Below are 17,082 nucleotides of genomic sequence, written 5' to 3' on the forward strand. Positions count from 1 at the left end.
TCGGCAAGGCTGGCGTCTCAAGCGGGCTCGGAACGCGGTCAATGCCGCGATTGCGCGGCGATGTCACGCGAGATCGAGCCGCATCGCGATCGCCGTCGCGCGGCTGCCATCGGCCTTGGGATAGTAGCCCTTGCGGCGGCCGACCTCGCGGAAACCGAAATGCCGGTAAAGCCGCTCGGCCGGCAGATTGCCTTCCTCGACCTCGAGAAAGACGTGCGCGACGCCGTCCTCCGCCAGCCTGGCGAGATGCGCCGAGAGCAGGGCGCGGCCGAGACCGTCACCGCGCCGCGCCGATGCGACCACGATGCTCAGGATCTCCGCCTCGTCGGCCGCCTTGCGGGACATGACGAAGCCGGTGGGCTCGGCCCCCTTGCCGAAGACGCCGTCGGTGGCGACGCCGGCATCAGCGATCAACGCGGCGCATTCGGCCGGCTCCCAGCCGCGGGCGAAACCGCCCTGATGATGCAGGATCGCGACCTGCCGTGCGTGACCGGCGTCGAGCCGCATCGTGCGCGCAGGCGCCGAATCAGGGTGCAGGAGTTTGCGCAGCCAATCCATGCCGCTTGTTCGCATGGGCTGACGCAGGGTCAACCACCATTTGGAGGATGAGCTCACCGGCGCGGCAGGCGGGCTTTGTCCTGCGGCGTCGTCTCCGGCGCCTTCAGGTAAAGCGGGCGCGGCGGCGCGCTCTCCGGGTCGGCGATCAGGCCGAGCCGCGCCACCCAGGCGATATCGGGCGCCTTCGCATCGTCGATGACGACCGCATCGAGGCCGATCGCCCAGGCCTCGTTGGCGACGGCGAGCGCCGAAGAACCGACGAGGCTGACCGGGCCGGCGCCGATGGCGCGCGCCGCGTCGCGGTAGCTGACCTGCCGGAGCGAGACGAGCGGCTTGCCTTCGGAGGTCAGCGCCTGGAACCAGACCTGCCCATGCCTGGCATCGAGGGCGGCCGCGATGACGCGGCCGGATTCACGCCCGATCAGCGGGGCCGCGCAGGCAGCGACGGTCGTGACGCCGACGGCCGGTATGCCGGCGGCGAAGGCGATCGCCCGCGCCGCGCTGACGCCGACGCGCAGGCCGGTATAGCTGCCGGGCCCAACGGTGACGGCGACGCGCCCGAGCGAGGAAAAGCCGCCCTCGACCGCCTTCATCACCCGCTCGACCAGCGGCATCAGCGCCTCGGCATGGCCGCGGTCCATGAGAAGCTGTTCCTGCGCCAGCGGCTCGGCAACACCGGCTTCGAGCACGCAGGCGGAGCAGGCCCCAAGCGCCGTGTCGATCGCGAGAATGCGCATCAGATCTTCATTCCGCGAAAGCCCGGCTTGTCGTCACTTGATAGAGGTCACGCCCGCTCAAACGGCCTCGACCTCGCGCACATCCGGCAGGAAGTGGCGCAGCAGGTTCTGGATGCCGTGCTTCAGCGTCGCCGTCGAGGACGGGCAACCCGAGCAGGAGCCCTTCATGGCCAGATAGACCGTGCCGTCGCGATAGCCGCGGAAGGTGATGTCGCCGCCATCTCCGGCCACGGCCGGGCGGATGCGGGTCTCCAGCAGGTCCTTGATGGTCTCGACAGTCTGGGCATCCTCGGGGGCGAAGAACTCGCCCTCCTCGATGATGTCGGCGGCCGAGCCGTCGGCCAGCACCGGCGCGCCGGACATGAAGTGTTCCATGATCGCGCCGAGAATGGCCGGCTTCAGATGCGGCCATTCTCCATCCGACTTCGTCACGGTGATGAAATCGGAGCCGAGGAAGACGCCGGAAACGCCGGAAACGCCAAACAGGCGCTGGGCCAGCGGGGAGCGCTCGGCGTCGGCGGAATCGCGCAGATCGAGCGTGCCGTCAGGCATGACGGCACGGCCGGGAAGAAATTTGAGGGTCGCCGGGTTCGGCGTGGCTTCGGTCTGGATGAACATGGCTCAATCTCCGGTACCGGCGATTCAAGGTCGCCGTTCCTGGCTCCGATATAGGCCGAGGGCTGGAATCATTCCAGCGACAAGCGCGTGAAGCGTCGTCGCGCCCGCCTCAGGCGAGCGCGTCGATCTCCTCATCCTCCAGATGACCGGGCACGATGGCCACCGGAATCGGGAAGCTCGCCGACGATTTTCCGGCAAGAGCGCTGACCAGCGGCCCCGGACCGTCGCGCCCGGTGCCTGCAGCCAGCACCAGGAGCGAGATATCCTCGTCCTCCTCGATCAGCTTGACCAGCTCGCCGGCCTTGTCGCCGGTGCGCACGATCCGCTCCGGCTCCAGGCCGGCGAGCGTCCGCACCGCGGCTGCGGCCGTGTCGAGTCGCTTTTCGGCTTCGGCCTCGGCTTCCGCCCGCATCACGTCTCCGACACCGAGCCAGGTCTCGTGCTCGGGCGGCGGGGCGACGGCGAGCAGAACGATCGCAGCGCCGACGCGGGCGCAGCGACGCGCGGCGAAGCGAATCGCCTTGGCGCATTCCTCGCTGTCGTCGACCACCGCGAGGAATTTGGGGCGATGGCCCGTCTCGTAGGACCGCCGTCTCTTGACCATGAAACTATCCCCTGCCGCCGCCTGAGGGAGCGCCATGGTGGCCCGCGCCGGCCCCCCGGCGCAAGCCCGCCCCTAAAGCCCTGCCTTCAGCCGCGCACGAAGCCGACGATGTCCTTGACCTCGCGCATGATCGGCGCGGCGATGACGTCGGCGCGGGCCGCGCCCTCGCCGAGGATGGCGTCGATATGCTTGGGCTCGGCCAGAAGGCGGCGCATCTCGCCGGCGATCGGCGCGAGCTTCTCGACCGCGAGATCGACCAGCGCCGCCTTGAATCCCGAGAACTGGCCGCCGCCGAACTGCTTGAGCACCGCGCTTTTCGTCGCGCCCGAGAGCCCGGCATAGATGCCGACGAGATTCTCCGCTTCGGGCCGCCCCTCCAGCCCCTTCTCCTCGGAAGGCAGCGCATCGGGATCGGTCTTCGCCTTGCGGATCTTCTGGGCGATGGTCTCGGCATCATCCGTCAGATTGATGCGCGAATAGTCCGAGGCGTCGGATTTCGACATCTTCTTGGTGCCGTCGCGCAGGCTCATCACGCGCGGCGCCGGCCCCTGGATCATCGGCTCGGGCAGCGGGAAGAAACCGAGCTCCCCGGTGCCAAGGCCGAGCTCGGCAATCTGCGGGCCGAAGTCGTTGTTGAACTTCTGGGCGATGTCGCGGGTCAGCTCGAGATGCTGCTTCTGGTCCTCGCCCACCGGCACATGCGTCGCCTTGTAGAGCAGGATGTCGGCCGCCATCAGGTTCGGATAGGCATACAGGCCCACCGAGGCGTTCTCGCGGTCCTTGCCGGCCTTCTCCTTGAACTGGGTCATGCGGTTCAGCCAGCCGAGGCGCGCGACGCAGTTGAACACCCAGGCAAGCTCGGCGTGGCCCGGCACCTGGCTCTGGTTGAAGATAATGCTCGACTTGGGATCGACACCCGCCGCGATATAGGCGGCCGTGACCTCGCGGATCGCGCGCTTCAGATCGGCCGGATCCTGCCACATCGTGATCGCGTGCATGTCGACGACGCAATAGATGCACTCATGCGTCTTCTGCATCGCCACCCAGTTGGTCAGCGCGCCGAGATAGTTGCCGAGATGCAGCGTCGAGGTCGGCTGCATGCCTGAAAAAACGCGCTGATGAAAACCCAACATGGGGGCACTCCGTCGTCACGATGGAGGAAGGAAGCGGCGCTTCTGGCTCAAGCCCGCCGCTTGCGCAAGGGGAGAGCGCCGAAGGCGCCGAGCACCCAGCCGGTGCCGCCATAGACGAAGAGTCCCCCGAGGCAGAGCAGCGCCAGCGCGCCGACACGCTGCAGGATCGGCTGATCGAGGGCGAGCGACGGCGCCAGCGCCCTCAGCAACAGCGGCAGCGTGCCCAGCATGATCGTGCTCGCAAGAAGGCTGGCGACGATGGGCCGCAGATTGCTCGCGCTCGGCCGCCAGATGCCGTCCCGAATCAGCATGACACCGAGCATCGTGGCCTGCACGGCGAAAGCCAGCGTCGCGGCGAAAGCCGCCATCTGCGCGGCATTGCTGCCATCGGCCAGCCCGAAACCGGCCAGCGCCGCCACCAGCACCGCGAGGCAGCCCGAAAGCAGCGGCAAGCGCGGCAGGTGCCGGGCGAAATAGACCTGGCCGAAGACCTTGGCAGCAATGGCGAAGGGCAAACCGTAGCCGAACGCAGCGAGCGCCGCGGCCGTCCGTTCGCGATCGGCAACCCCGAAGCGGCCATGCTCGAACAGCACGGAGACGATCGGATCGGCCAGCGCGACGAGGGCGGTACCGGCCGGCAAGGCGAGCGCCAGGCCCAGCGCCAGCGAGTGCCCCAGCATCACGTCCGGCCCGTCCCGCCCGGCTGCGCTCGCCATGTCCGACAGCACGACCGTTCCCATCGCCACGCCGACGAAGCCGAGCGGGAGCTGGAAGACGCGATCGGCATAGTAGAGCGCGGCGACGGCGCCCGGCTCGGTAGAGGCAATCTGCGTCGCGACCAGCAGCACGAGCTGCGCGGCGGAGGCCGCGAGCAAAGTCGCGCCGCCGGTGCGCAGAAGGCGCGTCATGTCGGGCGACCAGCGCAGCACCGGGCGCGGCAGGCCGAGGCCGCGCAGCGCCAGCAGGATCATGCCGAGATGCGCGAGGCCGGTCAGGCTGACGCAGATGGCGAGCCATCGCGCCGCGCTCTCCGGCGGCGTGCCGTTGAGATGCAGCCCGAGCAGCAGGGCCAGCAGGATCGCATTCATCAGCGCCGGCGCCAGCGCCGCCACGGCGAAGCGCTTCTCGGCATTGAGCAGCGCAGCCAGCAGCGACGCCAAGGTGGTCAGCAGCAGGAAAGGCAGCATCAGCCGGGTGTAATACGCGGCGAAGGCCAGCGTCGCCGGCTCCTCGGCAAAGCCGCCGGCGAGGCCCAGCACCAGCCAGGGCGCGAAGAGTTCCCCCACCGCGACCAGCAGCAGAAGCAGGAAGGCGAGGTTGCCGGTCGCCTCGGCGGCGAAGCGGCGCGCCTCCTCCGGCCCGCGCTCGCGGGCGATGCCGAGATAGAGCGGCACGAAAGGTGCGTTGAGCCCGCCCTCGCCCAACACGCGGCGGACGAGATTGGGCAGGCGCAGCGCGGCCAGATAGGCGTCCGCCACAGGACCGCCACCGAGCAGGCGGGCGATCAGCACATCGCGAGCGAAGCCGAGCAGACGCGACGCGACCGTGGCGGCACCGACGACGGCCGAATCGCGGGCAAGACGGGAGGGCTCAGCGTCGGAGGCGGTCAAAGCCACATTCCCCGGTCACAGCCCCAAATCCTCAAGGAAGCGACTGATTTGGTGCATCCGCGCATGCAAGATGGTCACGATGCCGATATCGCCGTTCGCCAGCCTGCGCCAGTAAACGACATGGCGCTCGTAACGAAAGAAGAAGCCGTCGACGCCGAATTCCGCTGGAATGGGCCGCGACAGAACGGCGTGCGATTCGATCCTCTCGAAAGCTTCGAACAGGCCTTCGATGTAGCGTTCGGCCTGGCCGGCCCCGAAGGCATCCCGCGTATGGAGATAGATCTCGTCCAGTCGCCGCGATGCCGCTTCCTGGACGCGGATGGCCGTCACGCCGAGGCCTTGTTGCGTGCGATCACCTCGACCGCCGTCAGCGCGCGATAGGATTCGTCGGGAGCGGAGAAGGCATGAGTCAACTCGGCCTTGAGCCGCTCGAACGCCTCCTGCTCGACACGCTCCTTGTCACGCCGAATCAGATCCCGGACATATTCACTGACATTCTCATAAACGCCGTCCTCGCCGACATTGCGGGCCACGAAATCGCCAAGCGCGCTGCCGATTCGGACCGTCATTGTCGTCGTGCGGGCCATGGCTTCCTCCTTCTGTCTTCAAGATACACAATCCTGAAGACAGAAGCTATGACAGCCGGAGACGGCTTCCGCTGCTTCAGAGGATGAACCGGCTCAGATCGGCGTTCTTCGCGAGATCGCCGATGCGCATCTCGACATAGGCCGCATCGATGACGACGGTCTCGCCCGAGCGGTCCGGCGCGGTGAAGGAGACGTCGTCGAGAATGCGCTCGATCACGGTCTGGAGACGCCGCGCGCCGATGTTCTCGACCGTGGAGTTCACCTCCACCGCGATGCGGGCGATGGCGTCGATGGCGTCGGGCTTGAACTCGACCGTCACCTCCTCGGTCGCCATCAGCGCGACCGACTGCTTGATCAGGCTCGCCTCGGTCTCGGTCAGGATGCGCTTGAAATCCTCGATGTCGAGCGGGTTGAGCTCGACGCGGATCGGCAGGCGGCCCTGCAATTCCGGCAGCAGGTCGGAGGGACGCGAGACGTGGAAGGCGCCCGAGGCGATGAAGAGGATGTGGTCGCTCTTCACCGCGCCATGCTTGGTCGCGACGGTGGTGCCCTCGATCAGCGGCAGCAGGTCGCGCTGCACGCCTTCGCGGGAGACATCGGCGCCGCCCTTGCCCTCGCGGGCGCAGATCTTGTCGATCTCGTCGAGGAAGACGATGCCGTTGTTCTCAACCTCGCGGATCGCCGCCTGGATGATCGCCTCCTGGTCGATCAGCTTGTCGCTCTCCTCGGCCAGCAGCGGCTGGTAGGCGTCCTTGACCTGCATGCGCTTCGGCTTGCCCTTCTGGCCAAAGGCCTTGCCGAACATGTCGCCGAGATTGATCGCGCCGATCGAGGCGCCCGGCATCCCCGGCAATTCGAACATCGGCGTGGCAGAGCCACTGCCTGCCGCCACCTCGACCTCGATCTCCTTTTCGTCGAGTTCGTTGGCGCGCAGCTTGCGGCGGAAGGAATCGCGCGTCGCCTGGCTGGAATTGGCCCCCACCAGCGCATCGAGCACGCGTTCCTCGGCCGCGACATGGGCTTTTGCCTGCACGTCCTTGCGCCGGCTCTCTCGCACCAGCGCGATCGCGATCTCGACGAGGTCGCGCACGATCGACTCGACGTCGCGGCCGACATAGCCGACCTCGGTGAACTTGGTGGCCTCGACCTTGAGGAAGGGCGCGTTGGCGAGCTTGGCGAGGCGGCGGGCGATCTCGGTCTTGCCGCAGCCGGTCGGCCCGATCATCAGGATGTTCTTCGGCGAAACCTCCTCACGCAGCGGCCCTTCGAGCTGCTGGCGGCGCCAGCGATTGCGCAGCGCGATGGCGACGGCGCGCTTGGCATCCCTCTGGCCGACGATGAAGCGATCGAGCTCGGAGACGATCTCGCGGGGAGAAAAGCTGGTCATTGGGCTGGACTATCCGGGTGAAACTGCATGATCATTGCGGTAGCGCGACCGGCGGCAACCTCTCGCGCAGGCTGCCGAGCGGTAGGTGGGGCAAAATCGTGCCGCGCAGGCGCCGCCAACCCGCAGATAGCGCGAGCACGAGGACCGCAAGTCCAAGCAAGGCGAGCGGCAGGCCCAGACTGTCAGAGACATTGCGCGTGATCAGATAACCGAGCGCGATGCCGGCATAGCTCAGCCCCGAGACCAGCAGTGCACGCCGGTCGATTACCAGCGCAACGATGCCGAGAATGACGAACAGGCAAAGGATCAGGGCCGCTTCGGCAGAACCTAACCGCCCCGTGAAGGCGATGGCCCGGAAAATCGGATGGACGATCAGGCCGGCCGCCAACAAATGAAGCCAGAGGGCGGCGTCCGAATGCCGCGTGCGCCGGTTGGGATCGGCCATGTCAAGCTTCAGCGCAACCGCGAAGATCGTCAGCCCGCCCGCAACAAAAATAGCATTGGCAAAGCTGTGCATGAAGTCTGGCGCGAGTATGAACAGGGCGGCGACTATGGCTCCAAGCGCGCCGATGGCAGCCAGGGCGGGATCGATCGAGACCCGGAAGCGCCAGTAATGCAGAGCGGCCGCCAGACCGAAGCCTGCGAAGGCAAAAGTCGAGTAGCTGCTCTCGGCGCGAAAGGACCCCGAACTGAAGCTTTGCGGTCCTCCGAGGATACTGGCGAATACTCCCGCAGAGCCGGCGAACATCACCGCAAGCAGGATCGATGGAAGCGCAAGCCTCATCCGCCGTGCAAAAATCTCGCTCAGCCCCCAGGCTGCGAGCGCCGCTGTCAACGCGAAAGCATTGCCGAAGCCGAGCACACGCGAAAGACCGATCAACGCGCCGGCCAGCAGCGCTACGCCGATGCCGACGAAGACGTCGTTGAAGCCGCCGATCAGCCGGAAATGCTCGTCATCAGGATCGACGCTCTCCGCCTCGACGGCAGGTTGCGCAACCTGCCGCAACCGCGCCAAATGCACGATCCGCACAGCCTGGGCCTGGTCGATGATCCCTTGGGTAACAGCCTCCTGGATATCCTCCTGAGCGATCATGCGGACTCCAACGTCTCTATGACGAGGCTGTGGTTGGTGTAGACGCAGATGTCGCCCGCGATCTTCATCGCCTTGCGGACGATCGCCTCCGCATCAGGCTCGATATCGATCAAGGCGCGCGCCGCGGAGAGCGCGTAGTTGCCGCCGGAGCCGATCGCCATCACCGCGCCGTGCTCGCTCGCCTCCGGCTCCAGAACGTCGCCCGTCCCGGAGATCAGCAGCGAGACCTCCTTATCGGCGACGAGCAGCATCGCCTCCAGCCGGCGCAGATAGCGATCGGTCCGCCAATCCTTGGCGAGCTCGACGCAGGCCCGCAGCAGTTGCGTCGGGTATTGCTCGAGCTTGCTTTCCAGACGCTCGAACAGGGTGAAGGCATCGGCAGTCGCGCCGGCAAAGCCCGCGATCACGGCGCCCTTGGCGAGGCGGCGGACCTTCCTGGCATTGCCCTTCATGATCGTCTGGCCGAGCGAGACCTGCCCGTCGCCACCGATGACGACACGCCCGCCCTTGCGCACCATCAGGATGGTGGTGGCGTGCATCACCGGGGCATTGCTGTGTTCGGACATGAGGATCAGGAACCGGAAAGCTGGACTGCGGAAGACGCCAACATGTTCAGGCGAGGCCGCTCTATCAAGAGGGAAGCCGCGCGACATCGCCCTCGATCACGATCGAGCGACCGATGGCGATGCGGACATGGCCTCGATCGTCGGGCTTTATTCTGTGCTCTTCAAGACGAACAGAATACTTCCATGGAAGCTGCACCGGCGACTGCGTTATTCAATGTTTAGCTGTGAACGATTCTCTTGGCTGTTGCCGAAGGGTCATCCCAGAATTCTACGTCACCCGGCGACAGAATTTTTAAGCAGTTTTTAGCCTTAATGACGAATGGTCGGTTTGTTGAAACGGCTTCCCCGGTCAGGAGGCTGTCCTGGGACCGTTATCATGAAATCCATTCGCCTGAAGATTCTCGCCATGCTCGCCATCGTCGCCGGCGGGGCCATTCTGTCTGCGATCATTAGTCTCTACGGCCTGCACAGGGCCGATGATCTGAACACGCGCTCCGAGATCCAGGCCAATGTCGCGCTCCTGACGCAGCGGATCAACGGCGTGGTCACGGCCGTGGTCATGGATGCGCGCGGCATCTACATGTCGAAGACCCCCCAGGAGGCCGAGCCTTTCGCCAAGGGCGTCGAGGATCGCTTCCCGACACTGCGCAAGCTCGTCGCCGATCTCCAGAAGATCGCGCCGACCGAGCAGCGCGAAACCGTCGGGCAGATCGGCAAGGCGGTCGAGGACTTCGTCACCTTCCGCAGCGAAACCGTTCGCCTCGCACGCGCCGTCTCGCCCGAGGCCGCCAACGCCCAGGGCAACAACGATCAGAACCGCGCCAATCGCAAGGCGCTGAACGACGTGCTCATCACCTTCAGCCAGGCCACCGAGAAAGCCGGCATCCTCGTCGGCGACGAGGCGACCGCCTTTACCCGCCAGGTCCAGTGGGTCCTGCCCATCGTGCTGCTGGCGACCCTGCTGGTCTCCGTCGGCGTCGCCCTCATCTTCGCCCAGCGCTCGATCACGCGGCCGATCCTCGACCTCAGCAAGGTCATGGAGAAGCTGACCGCCGGCGATACCCGCGTCGACGTCCCTCATGCCAATCGTCCCGACGAGATCGGCGCGATGGCGCGCGCCGTCTCGGTGCTGCGCCAGAGCACCGAACAGGTCGCCCTGCTGCAGGAACAGGAGCGCGCCGCAGCCGCGGCGCGTCTGGCGCGTGCCCAGTCGATGGAGGCCGTGGTGTCGGATGTCGGCGAGGTCGTGGCCGCCGCGGCGGCAGGCGACTTCTCGGCCCGGCTGCAGATCGAGGATGCCGACGAGCAGATGAAGCGGCTGGTGGCCGGCATCAACGAGATCAACATAGTTGTTGATTCTGCGACGACGGAGTTTGCGCAGGCTTTGTCGGCGATTGCGGGCGGGGATCTGACCAACCGGGTCGAGACCGCCTATCGCGGCCGCTTCGCCGATCTCAAGGGCGCCATCAACGAGACGGTCGACCGGCTCTCGGCCACGGTCGCGACGATCCAGACCACCTCGGCCGATGTCGGGCTGGCCGCACGCGAGATCAACATGGGCGCCGACGACCTGTCGAAGCGCACCGAGGAGCAGGCCTCCTCGCTCGAGCAGACCGCCGCCACCACCGAGGAGCTCGCAGCCTCGGTCAAGGCCTCGGCCCAGGCCTCGAAGGATGCCGCCCGCATCGCCGACGAGGCCATGCAGGCCGCCCAGTCCGGCGGCGCCATCGCCGGCCAGGCTGTCGATGCCATGGCCCGCATCGAGAGCGCCTCGCAGAAGATCTCCGACATCATCCGGGTGATCGACGACATCGCCTTCCAGACCAACCTGCTGGCGCTCAACGCGGCGGTCGAGGCGGCCCGCGCCGGCGAGGCCGGCAAGGGCTTCGCCGTCGTCGCCTCCGAGGTGCGCACCCTGGCGCAGCGCTCGGGCGAGGCGGCCAAGGACATCTCCGGGCTGATCTCCTCCTCGAACACCGAGGTCGGCGAGGGCGTGAAGCTGGTGCGCCAGGCCGGCGACCAGCTCGCGCGCATCCTCGCCGCCTCGCAGAAGGTGGCGGCGACGATCGCCGACATCTCGGCCGCTTCGGGCGAGCAGGCCAACGGCATCGACGAGATGAGCCAGGCGGTGGCGCATCTCGACGAGATGACCCAGCAGAACGCGGCGCTGGCCGAGGAGAGCGCGGCCTCCGCCAATGCGCTGACCGGCCGGATCGGCCAGCTCAACGAGCTGGTCGCGGCCTTCCGCACCGGCCGCGAGGCGGTCGGCCAGAGCGGCTATCCGCAGCCGGTCATGGCCGCCTCCTCCGCGGCGCGCGCCCTGAAAACCGTGGCGCCGGCTCGGGCCCCGGCCCGACCGGTCGCGGTTGCGGCAGCGTCCCCGGCGGCATCCGCCCGGGCTCCGGCCGCAGCCGAGCCCGAGCGCCTGCGCCAGCTCGCCGAGGCCGCCTTCGCCCAGTCCAAGGCCACCCCCGCCCCGCGCAAGGTCGCCAACGGACGCGCCCAGGATGCCGGATGGGAAGAGTTCTGAGACGGCAGAGCCCGGCCGCAGACCACGCGGCCGATCCATCCCGACACCATGCGGCGCCCTGAAAGGGCGCCGTTTTCTTTCAGGCGATCAGATTTTTGCATGACCGCGCCTTGTGCCGGGCCGATATCGACCTATCTGTGCGAGAGGCGCCGGGGCTTCATGCCCCCTCACGACGCCGCCATCGCAAACAGATCCGTGACGATCGTCATGCCGCTTCCCCGGAAGCGGCGGATGCCAAACCGCTTGCTGACAGATCCCGACGGGGATGTCTGCGACAAGCGGTTTCAGCCGTCACCACAACAGGGAGACGAACCATGCCATTCAGCCAGGTTCTTCAGGCTCTCGGCCAGCTCGCCTCGGGCTTCACGCCGAGCAGCCGTTCCGTACGCCCGCTCGAAATCGATTTCATCGAGACGAATGGCCCCAGCCCCTTCGAACAGGCCGCCATCGGCACCTGGACGACGGAGGACGGGGCGATCCTCATCGACCTCCGGCCCGACGGGCAGTTCCAAAAAGAGAAGCCGGCCGCGGGTGGCCAGCATCGCGGCCGCTATGCCGTCGACCGCTCGAAGCTCTATTTCGAGGGCGAAACCGGCTGGGTCGCGCTCGGCAAATTGAAGCGCGGCACGCTCAGCATCGGCGAGAAGCGCTTCCGCAGGGCGTGACCCGTCATTGAATGCAGAAGGGCCATGCCTCCAATCGGTGGCATGGCCCTTATTGTTTCCGGCGCAGATCAGAGAGCCAGTCAGTAACCGACGGTGAAACGCCGGCGGCTATGAGCCGGCTTTTCCAGCTCGTCGACGAGGGCGATCGCGTAATCCTCCGCCGAGATCGCGCTATTGCCCTTGTCGTCGACGAGGAGCCGGTCGGCTCCGAGCCGGAACTTGCCGGTTCGCTCGCCCGGCTGGATCAGGGCCGAAGGCGAGAGGAAGGTCCAGTCGAGCGCCTGTTCCTGTTTCAGCAGGTCGAGGAAGGCACCACCCTTCTTCGCTTCGTCGAGGTAGATCGCCGGGAATTCGGGCGTGTCGAACAGCTTGACGCCCGGCGCGACCTCGAGGCTGCCGGCGCCACCGACGACGAGATAACGCTTCACGCCCGACTGCCTGACTGCTGCGAGCAGGGCCTGCGGATCGCTGGCGGTGAAATGCACGGCGCTGATCACCGCGTCGTGGCCGGCGAGGAGCTTTGTCAGCCCCTCCTTGTCGAAGACATCGCCCTTCACCGCCGTGACGCCTTGGAGGGCCGAAACCTTTTCGGGATTGCGGACGATCGCGGTGACGGCGTGACCGCGAAATGCGAGCTCGGCCAGCAGGCGCGAGCCGATGAAGCCGCTGGCTCCGATCAAGGCAACTTTCATGACAGGGGTTCCTTATGTTAGTATCCAGAAGATACCTGCATCCCAATGGAACCTATCTGATCACGCTGTGTGGCCCCGTAAAGAAGGCACTTTCACGCGACATGGTCACCTGCCGGAAACCGCCATGCTGAAACGCCCCGACCCTTTCCAGGCGCTCTGCCCGACACGGCGCGTGCTCGACCGCATCGGCGATACCTGGGCGGTACTAATCCTGATATCGCTCGATGGCGGCACGCTGCGCTTCAACGCATTGCGGCGGCGCATCGAGAACATCTCGCAGAAGATGCTGTCGCAGACATTGAAAAGCCTGGAGCGCGACGGGCTGGTCCGGCGCGAAGTATTCGCGACCGTGCCCGTCACCGTCGAATACTCGCTCACCGAGCTCGGCCGCACCCTGGCGCAGACGGTAAACCAGCTCACGCTCTGGGCCGAGAGCCATATCGGCGAGGTCGAAGCCGCGCAGCAGCTTTACGACCGCGGCCTGACGCCGCCTGCAGCAACGCCGGCGCTCAGTCGCCGGTGAGCGGCTTGGCAGCGGCGAAGAACCCGTTCCAGAGATCCTCCGGCATATCACCGCGGATGGTTTCCGGCGCCGTGAAGGCGTCGGGCTTCAGGGCGCCGATCTCCTCCCAGGGCACGGGCATCGCAACCGTTGCGCCCGGCCTTGCGCGAGTGGAATAAGGGGCGATCGCGGTCGCGCCGCGCCCATTGCGCAGATAATCGATGAAGATGCGGCCACGCCGCGCCTTCTTCGAGAGCGTCGCGGTGTAGAGCTTCGGTTCGGCGTGCTCCATCGCCTTGGCGAAGTCGCGGGCGAAATCCTTGACGCGATCCCAGCCGGCCTTCGGCTTCAGCGGCAGCACGACATGGAAGCCCTTGCCGCCGGAAACCTTCAGGAAGCTCTCGAAGCCGAACTCCTCGAGATGACGTCTGATCGTCATCGCCGCGTCGCGCACCCGTTCGAGCGGCACGCCCGTATCGGGATCGAGATCGAAGATGACCTGATCGGGCGTTTCGACGGCCTCCATCGCCGCGCCCCAGACATGGATTTCGACCGTCCCCAGCTGGACGAGCGCAGCGAGCCCGTCGAAATCCTCGATATAGATCAGCTCCTCGCCATCCTTGTCCTTCCGGCGCTTGACGGCCTCGTGCATCCCCGGGCCGGCATGCTTCTGGAAGAAGCGGTGGCCCTCGATGCCATTCGGCGCCCGCACCAGGCTCAAGGGCCGGCCGACGACGAAGCGCTGCATCAGCGGCCAGACCTTGGCGTAATAGGCGAGCAGATCCTGCTTGGTGAAGCCGATATCCGGCCAGAGCGGCTTGTCGGGGCTCGACAGCTTCACCGTCGTCTTCACAGGCGGCGCCTTTTCGGCAGCCGATCCCGCCTTTTTCGCTTTCGTCTCCGCGGCCGGTTTAACCGGCACTTCGGCGACGATCTCGCCAGCCGGCTTGTCCTCGCGCAACCCCATGAATGAAGCGTGCCGCAGGGTCTTCGAGGCGGTCCAGGCCCGAAATTCGACTTCCGCAACCAATTCCGGCTTCACCCAGACGACACCTCGCTCCCGCGCGGCGGCGCCCGAGAAGGACGACGCATCGCTCGCGATCGCATCGAGCTTCGCCTTCAGCACTGCGGCCGATTTTACGGTAAAGCCGGTGCCGACGCGGCCAGCGGGCTTCAGTTCGCCATCCTCGTGGTAGCCCGTGACGATCGAGCCGAGCTTGCGTGGCGAGGCCCGGGACGGGACATAGCCGGCTATCACGAATTCCTGGCGCTGGGTGCATTTCGACTTGATCCAGTCGCGACCGCGCCCGCTGCGATAGGGTGCGTCCGCACGCTTCGATATGACACCCTCGAGCCCCATGCGGCAGGCATGGTTCAGCATGGTCTGTCCCGGTTCGACGAAATGCTCGCTGTAGCGCACCAGACTTTCGGCGGGCGCACCCTGCAGCAGATGCTTCAGCCGCTCCTTGCGGGCCAGAAGCGGCTCGCTGCGCAGATCTTCACCGTCGAGATGGAGCAGATCGAAGGCGAAATAAACGAGGCCGGCGCTGCGGCCTTCGGACAACGCCTCCTGCAGGGCCGAGAAAGAAGAAATGCCGCTTTCGGCGAGCGCTACCAATTCGCCATCGATCAGCGCCTCGTCGCAGGGCAGGGCCGCCAGCGCCGCGACGAGCCCCTTGCCGAAACGCGGGGTCCAGTCGAGGCCTGAGCGGGTCAGCAGCTTGACGGCGCCATGGTCGATACGCGCCTGCAAGCGATAGCCGTCGAACTTGACCTCATGCAGCCAATTCTCGCCGGCGGGCGGCTTTTCCTGCAGCGTTGCGAGACAGGGATCGATGAAGGGCGGCAGTTCGCCGTCATCGCTTTTCCGACGCGCCTTGCTGGCCGGTTTCGCTGCTGCTGCGACACGTTTCGCAGGCTTCGTCGTATCCCAGACGCCGCCCTTTTCCGCATCGCTGCCGATGGCTTCGACCGAAACGCCGGACTTCACTGAATCCGGCTGCGTTTCGAGAATATCCTCGTCGGTCCTGGCAAACTCGTCCTCGGATTTGATCAGCAGCCAGTTGTCCCGCTTCTCTCCACGCCGGGGCTTCAGCCGCACGAGATGCCAGCGGCCATGGAGCTTATGGCCTTCCAGCGTGAAGACGAGGTGCCCCTTCTTCATGCCCGCCGCCGGGTCACCCTCCGGCAACCAGCGGCCCTCGTCCCACACGATCACCGATCCGCCGCCATATTGGCCGGCCGGAATCGTGCCTTCGAAGCTGCCGTACTCCAGTGGGTGGTCCTCGACATGGACGGCAAGCCGCTTCTCGTCCGGGTCGAGACTCGGGCCCCGCGTCACCGCCCAGGACCAGAGCACGCCGGCGTATTCGAGCCTGAAATCGTAATGGAGGCGCCGGGCTGCGTGCTTCTGGACGACGAAGGCACCGCCCTGCGCAGCTGCCCCCTTCTTTCCCTTGCCGGTGCCTTTGGGCTCGCGCGTGCGCGTGAAATCGCGTTTGGAGCGGTAGAGATCGAGCGTGGACATCGGCCCTCCTCAACGTCGCGACCGCGCTTCAAGCGCTTTTGCGCGCCTTGCCCGCGGGTTTTTTCGGCGTCGATTTCGATTTGGCAGGCGTCGAATCGGACTTCGAAGCCGGCTTGCCGCCATCGTCGCCTGCAAGGCTTTTCTTCAGCGCCTCGAACAGGTTGACCACATTGGCCGGCCGCTCCGCCGCCTGAACGACGGGAGGCTTTTTGCCTTTCTGCTTGGCCTGGATCAGCTCCAGCAGCGCGTCTTCGTAATGGTCTTCGAAGCTCGACGGGTCGAACGTCGCCTGCTTCTTCTCGATGATATGGGTGGCGAGGTCGATCAGCTCGGGATCGGTCTTCTCCTTGCCGAGCCCGTCGAAGATCTCCTCGGGCTTTCGGACTGTCTTGTCGTAGCGCAGCGTCGTCAGCAGCAGGCCCTTGTCGAAGGGCTCGATCATCACCGGGCGCTCCCGGCGATAGAGCACGATGCGGGCGATGCCGGCCTTCTTCTGCTTCGCCATGGCTTCGCGGATCACGGCGAAGGCCTCCTCGGAGACCTCGTCGGCGGGCGTGACGTAATAGGGCGTGTCGAAATAGATCTGCGGAATGTCGGCGCGGTCGACGAAGCTCTCGATCGCCAGAGTGTGCGAGGATTCGATCTGGACGGCCTCGATCTCGTCCTCCTCGATCAGGAGGTACTCATCGTCGCCGATCTCGTAACCCTTGACCTCGTCATCGTCGGCGACCGGCTTCCCCGAGACGCTGTCGATATACTGGCGGCGGACGGTGTTACCGGTCTTGCGGTTGATGATGCGGAAGGAAACCTTCTCGCTCTGGCTGGTCGCGCCGGTGAGTTCCACCGCACAGGAGACGAGCGAAAGCTTGAGATAGCCTTTCCAGGCCGGACGCGGCGCCATCAGTGCGTCTCCCGATGGCGGGCCAGCCGGCCCGGCTCCATGGCGAGGCGCTCGGCATGGGCGACATCCTCCTGCGTGATGACAGGGACGGGATCGGTCAGGACCGCCTCCAGCACCTCCCGGTCGAGCTGGCCATTGGCGACGATTTCCGCCAGGGCGGCGCGTGTCTCGCGCTCGGCCCGGAGCTGGGCGGCAAGCGCGATGATGAGCCGGTCCTTCGGTGAAACCGTGCTCTTCGACGGAACGGCCATGACAAGACTCCCGCAGCCGGAACTGAGTGATCGAGTCAAACGGGCCGCGGCCAGCCATGTTCCGCAGGACGCTGGCATTTCCGCCGATTTCGTGTATACGCGCCGCAACCGGCCCGAATGA

At 66.3% G+C, this 17,082-nt stretch carries 18 protein-coding genes; 3 read left to right on the forward strand and 15 right to left on the reverse strand.

Annotation, left to right across the window (positions count from 1 at the left end; translation table 11 throughout):
* Positions 1 to 63 precede the first annotated feature (63 nt).
* From AC2FAN_RS24285 to hslV, 11 genes are all read right to left on the reverse strand, one after another.
* Positions 64 to 558, reverse strand: coding sequence for a GNAT family N-acetyltransferase (locus AC2FAN_RS24285; RefSeq protein WP_265050959.1), 495 nt, complete (start codon positions 556 to 558; stop codon positions 64 to 66).
* A 53-nt stretch (positions 559 to 611) separates the two neighbouring features.
* Entirely contained in the window at positions 612 to 1,295 is a 684-nt protein-coding gene (gene tsaB, locus AC2FAN_RS24290) for a tRNA (adenosine(37)-N6)-threonylcarbamoyltransferase complex dimerization subunit type 1 TsaB (protein ID WP_265050958.1), read from the reverse strand.
* A 57-nt stretch (positions 1,296 to 1,352) separates the two neighbouring features.
* A complete protein-coding gene (locus AC2FAN_RS24295) occupies positions 1,353 to 1,913 on the reverse strand; it encodes a NifU family protein (RefSeq protein WP_265050957.1) in 561 nt (186 codons plus the stop codon).
* Between the two features lie 109 nt (positions 1,914 to 2,022).
* Positions 2,023 to 2,517 (reverse strand): universal stress protein, encoded by a 495-nt coding sequence (locus tag AC2FAN_RS24300; RefSeq protein WP_265050956.1) that lies wholly within the window; start codon positions 2,515 to 2,517, stop codon positions 2,023 to 2,025.
* 86 nt (positions 2,518 to 2,603) lie between these two features.
* Complete coding sequence (trpS, locus tag AC2FAN_RS24305; RefSeq protein ID WP_485176676.1) at positions 2,604 to 3,650, reverse strand: tryptophan--tRNA ligase; 1,047 nt, start codon at positions 3,648 to 3,650, stop codon at positions 2,604 to 2,606.
* Between the two features lie 47 nt (positions 3,651 to 3,697).
* Entirely contained in the window at positions 3,698 to 5,260 is a 1,563-nt protein-coding gene (murJ, locus tag AC2FAN_RS24310; RefSeq protein WP_485176677.1) for a murein biosynthesis integral membrane protein MurJ, read from the reverse strand.
* Between the two features lie 15 nt (positions 5,261 to 5,275).
* Entirely contained in the window at positions 5,276 to 5,590 is a 315-nt protein-coding gene (locus AC2FAN_RS24315) for a type II toxin-antitoxin system RelE/ParE family toxin (RefSeq protein WP_485176678.1), read from the reverse strand.
* Entirely contained in the window at positions 5,587 to 5,847 is a 261-nt protein-coding gene (locus AC2FAN_RS24320; RefSeq protein ID WP_485176679.1) for a ribbon-helix-helix domain-containing protein, read from the reverse strand. Before AC2FAN_RS24320 ends, AC2FAN_RS24315 begins: the two co-directional genes overlap by 4 nt.
* Positions 5,848 to 5,923: 76 nt before the next feature.
* Complete coding sequence (gene hslU, locus AC2FAN_RS24325) at positions 5,924 to 7,234, reverse strand: ATP-dependent protease ATPase subunit HslU (RefSeq protein ID WP_265050951.1); 1,311 nt, start codon at positions 7,232 to 7,234, stop codon at positions 5,924 to 5,926.
* Positions 7,235 to 7,265: 31 nt separating this feature from the next.
* On the reverse strand, positions 7,266 to 8,327 hold the full coding sequence (locus AC2FAN_RS24330; protein ID WP_476805984.1) for a hypothetical protein: 1,062 nt from the start codon (positions 8,325 to 8,327) through the stop codon (positions 7,266 to 7,268).
* The gene (gene hslV / locus AC2FAN_RS24335; protein ID WP_485176680.1) at positions 8,324 to 8,893 is read right to left on the reverse strand and encodes an ATP-dependent protease subunit HslV; all 570 of its coding nucleotides are present in this window, start codon (positions 8,891 to 8,893) and stop codon (positions 8,324 to 8,326) included. Before hslV ends, AC2FAN_RS24330 begins: the two co-directional genes overlap by 4 nt.
* 376 nt (positions 8,894 to 9,269) lie before the next feature.
* On the opposite strand from hslV, the gene AC2FAN_RS24340 reads away from it, so the two are divergent.
* Both AC2FAN_RS24340 and AC2FAN_RS24345 read left to right on the forward strand, forming a co-directional pair.
* Positions 9,270 to 11,423, forward strand: a complete 2,154-nt coding sequence (locus AC2FAN_RS24340; protein WP_485176681.1) for a methyl-accepting chemotaxis protein — start codon at positions 9,270 to 9,272, stop codon at positions 11,421 to 11,423.
* 314 nt (positions 11,424 to 11,737) lie between these two features.
* Positions 11,738 to 12,088, forward strand: a complete 351-nt coding sequence (locus AC2FAN_RS24345; protein WP_485176682.1) for an Atu4866 domain-containing protein — start codon at positions 11,738 to 11,740, stop codon at positions 12,086 to 12,088.
* A gap of 80 nt (positions 12,089 to 12,168) precedes the next feature.
* Here the strand turns inward: AC2FAN_RS24345 and AC2FAN_RS24350 are convergent, their stop codons facing one another.
* Positions 12,169 to 12,780, reverse strand: a complete 612-nt coding sequence (locus AC2FAN_RS24350; RefSeq protein WP_485176683.1) for an NAD(P)-dependent oxidoreductase — start codon at positions 12,778 to 12,780, stop codon at positions 12,169 to 12,171.
* Between the two features lie 124 nt (positions 12,781 to 12,904).
* Between AC2FAN_RS24350 and AC2FAN_RS24355 the strand changes: the two genes are divergently transcribed.
* Entirely contained in the window at positions 12,905 to 13,303 is a 399-nt protein-coding gene (locus AC2FAN_RS24355; protein WP_265050947.1) for a winged helix-turn-helix transcriptional regulator, read from the forward strand.
* Here the strand turns inward: AC2FAN_RS24355 and ligD are convergent.
* The 3 genes from ligD to AC2FAN_RS24370 are packed head-to-tail and all read right to left on the reverse strand — an operon-like array spanning position 13,290 to position 16,961.
* Entirely contained in the window at positions 13,290 to 15,809 is a 2,520-nt protein-coding gene (gene ligD / locus AC2FAN_RS24360) for a DNA ligase D (protein WP_485176684.1), read from the reverse strand. The two genes, AC2FAN_RS24355 and ligD, sit on opposite strands and share 14 nt — an antisense overlap.
* 28 nt (positions 15,810 to 15,837) lie before the next feature.
* A complete protein-coding gene (gene ku / locus AC2FAN_RS24365) occupies positions 15,838 to 16,710 on the reverse strand; it encodes a non-homologous end joining protein Ku (protein ID WP_485176685.1) in 873 nt (290 codons plus the stop codon).
* Complete coding sequence (locus AC2FAN_RS24370) at positions 16,710 to 16,961, reverse strand: hypothetical protein (RefSeq protein ID WP_485176686.1); 252 nt, start codon at positions 16,959 to 16,961, stop codon at positions 16,710 to 16,712. Before AC2FAN_RS24370 ends, ku begins: the two co-directional genes overlap by 1 nt.
* Positions 16,962 to 17,082 lie beyond the last annotated feature (121 nt).

This window comes from Allobosea sp. RIT-PG3_2 (genome assembly GCF_057321085.1).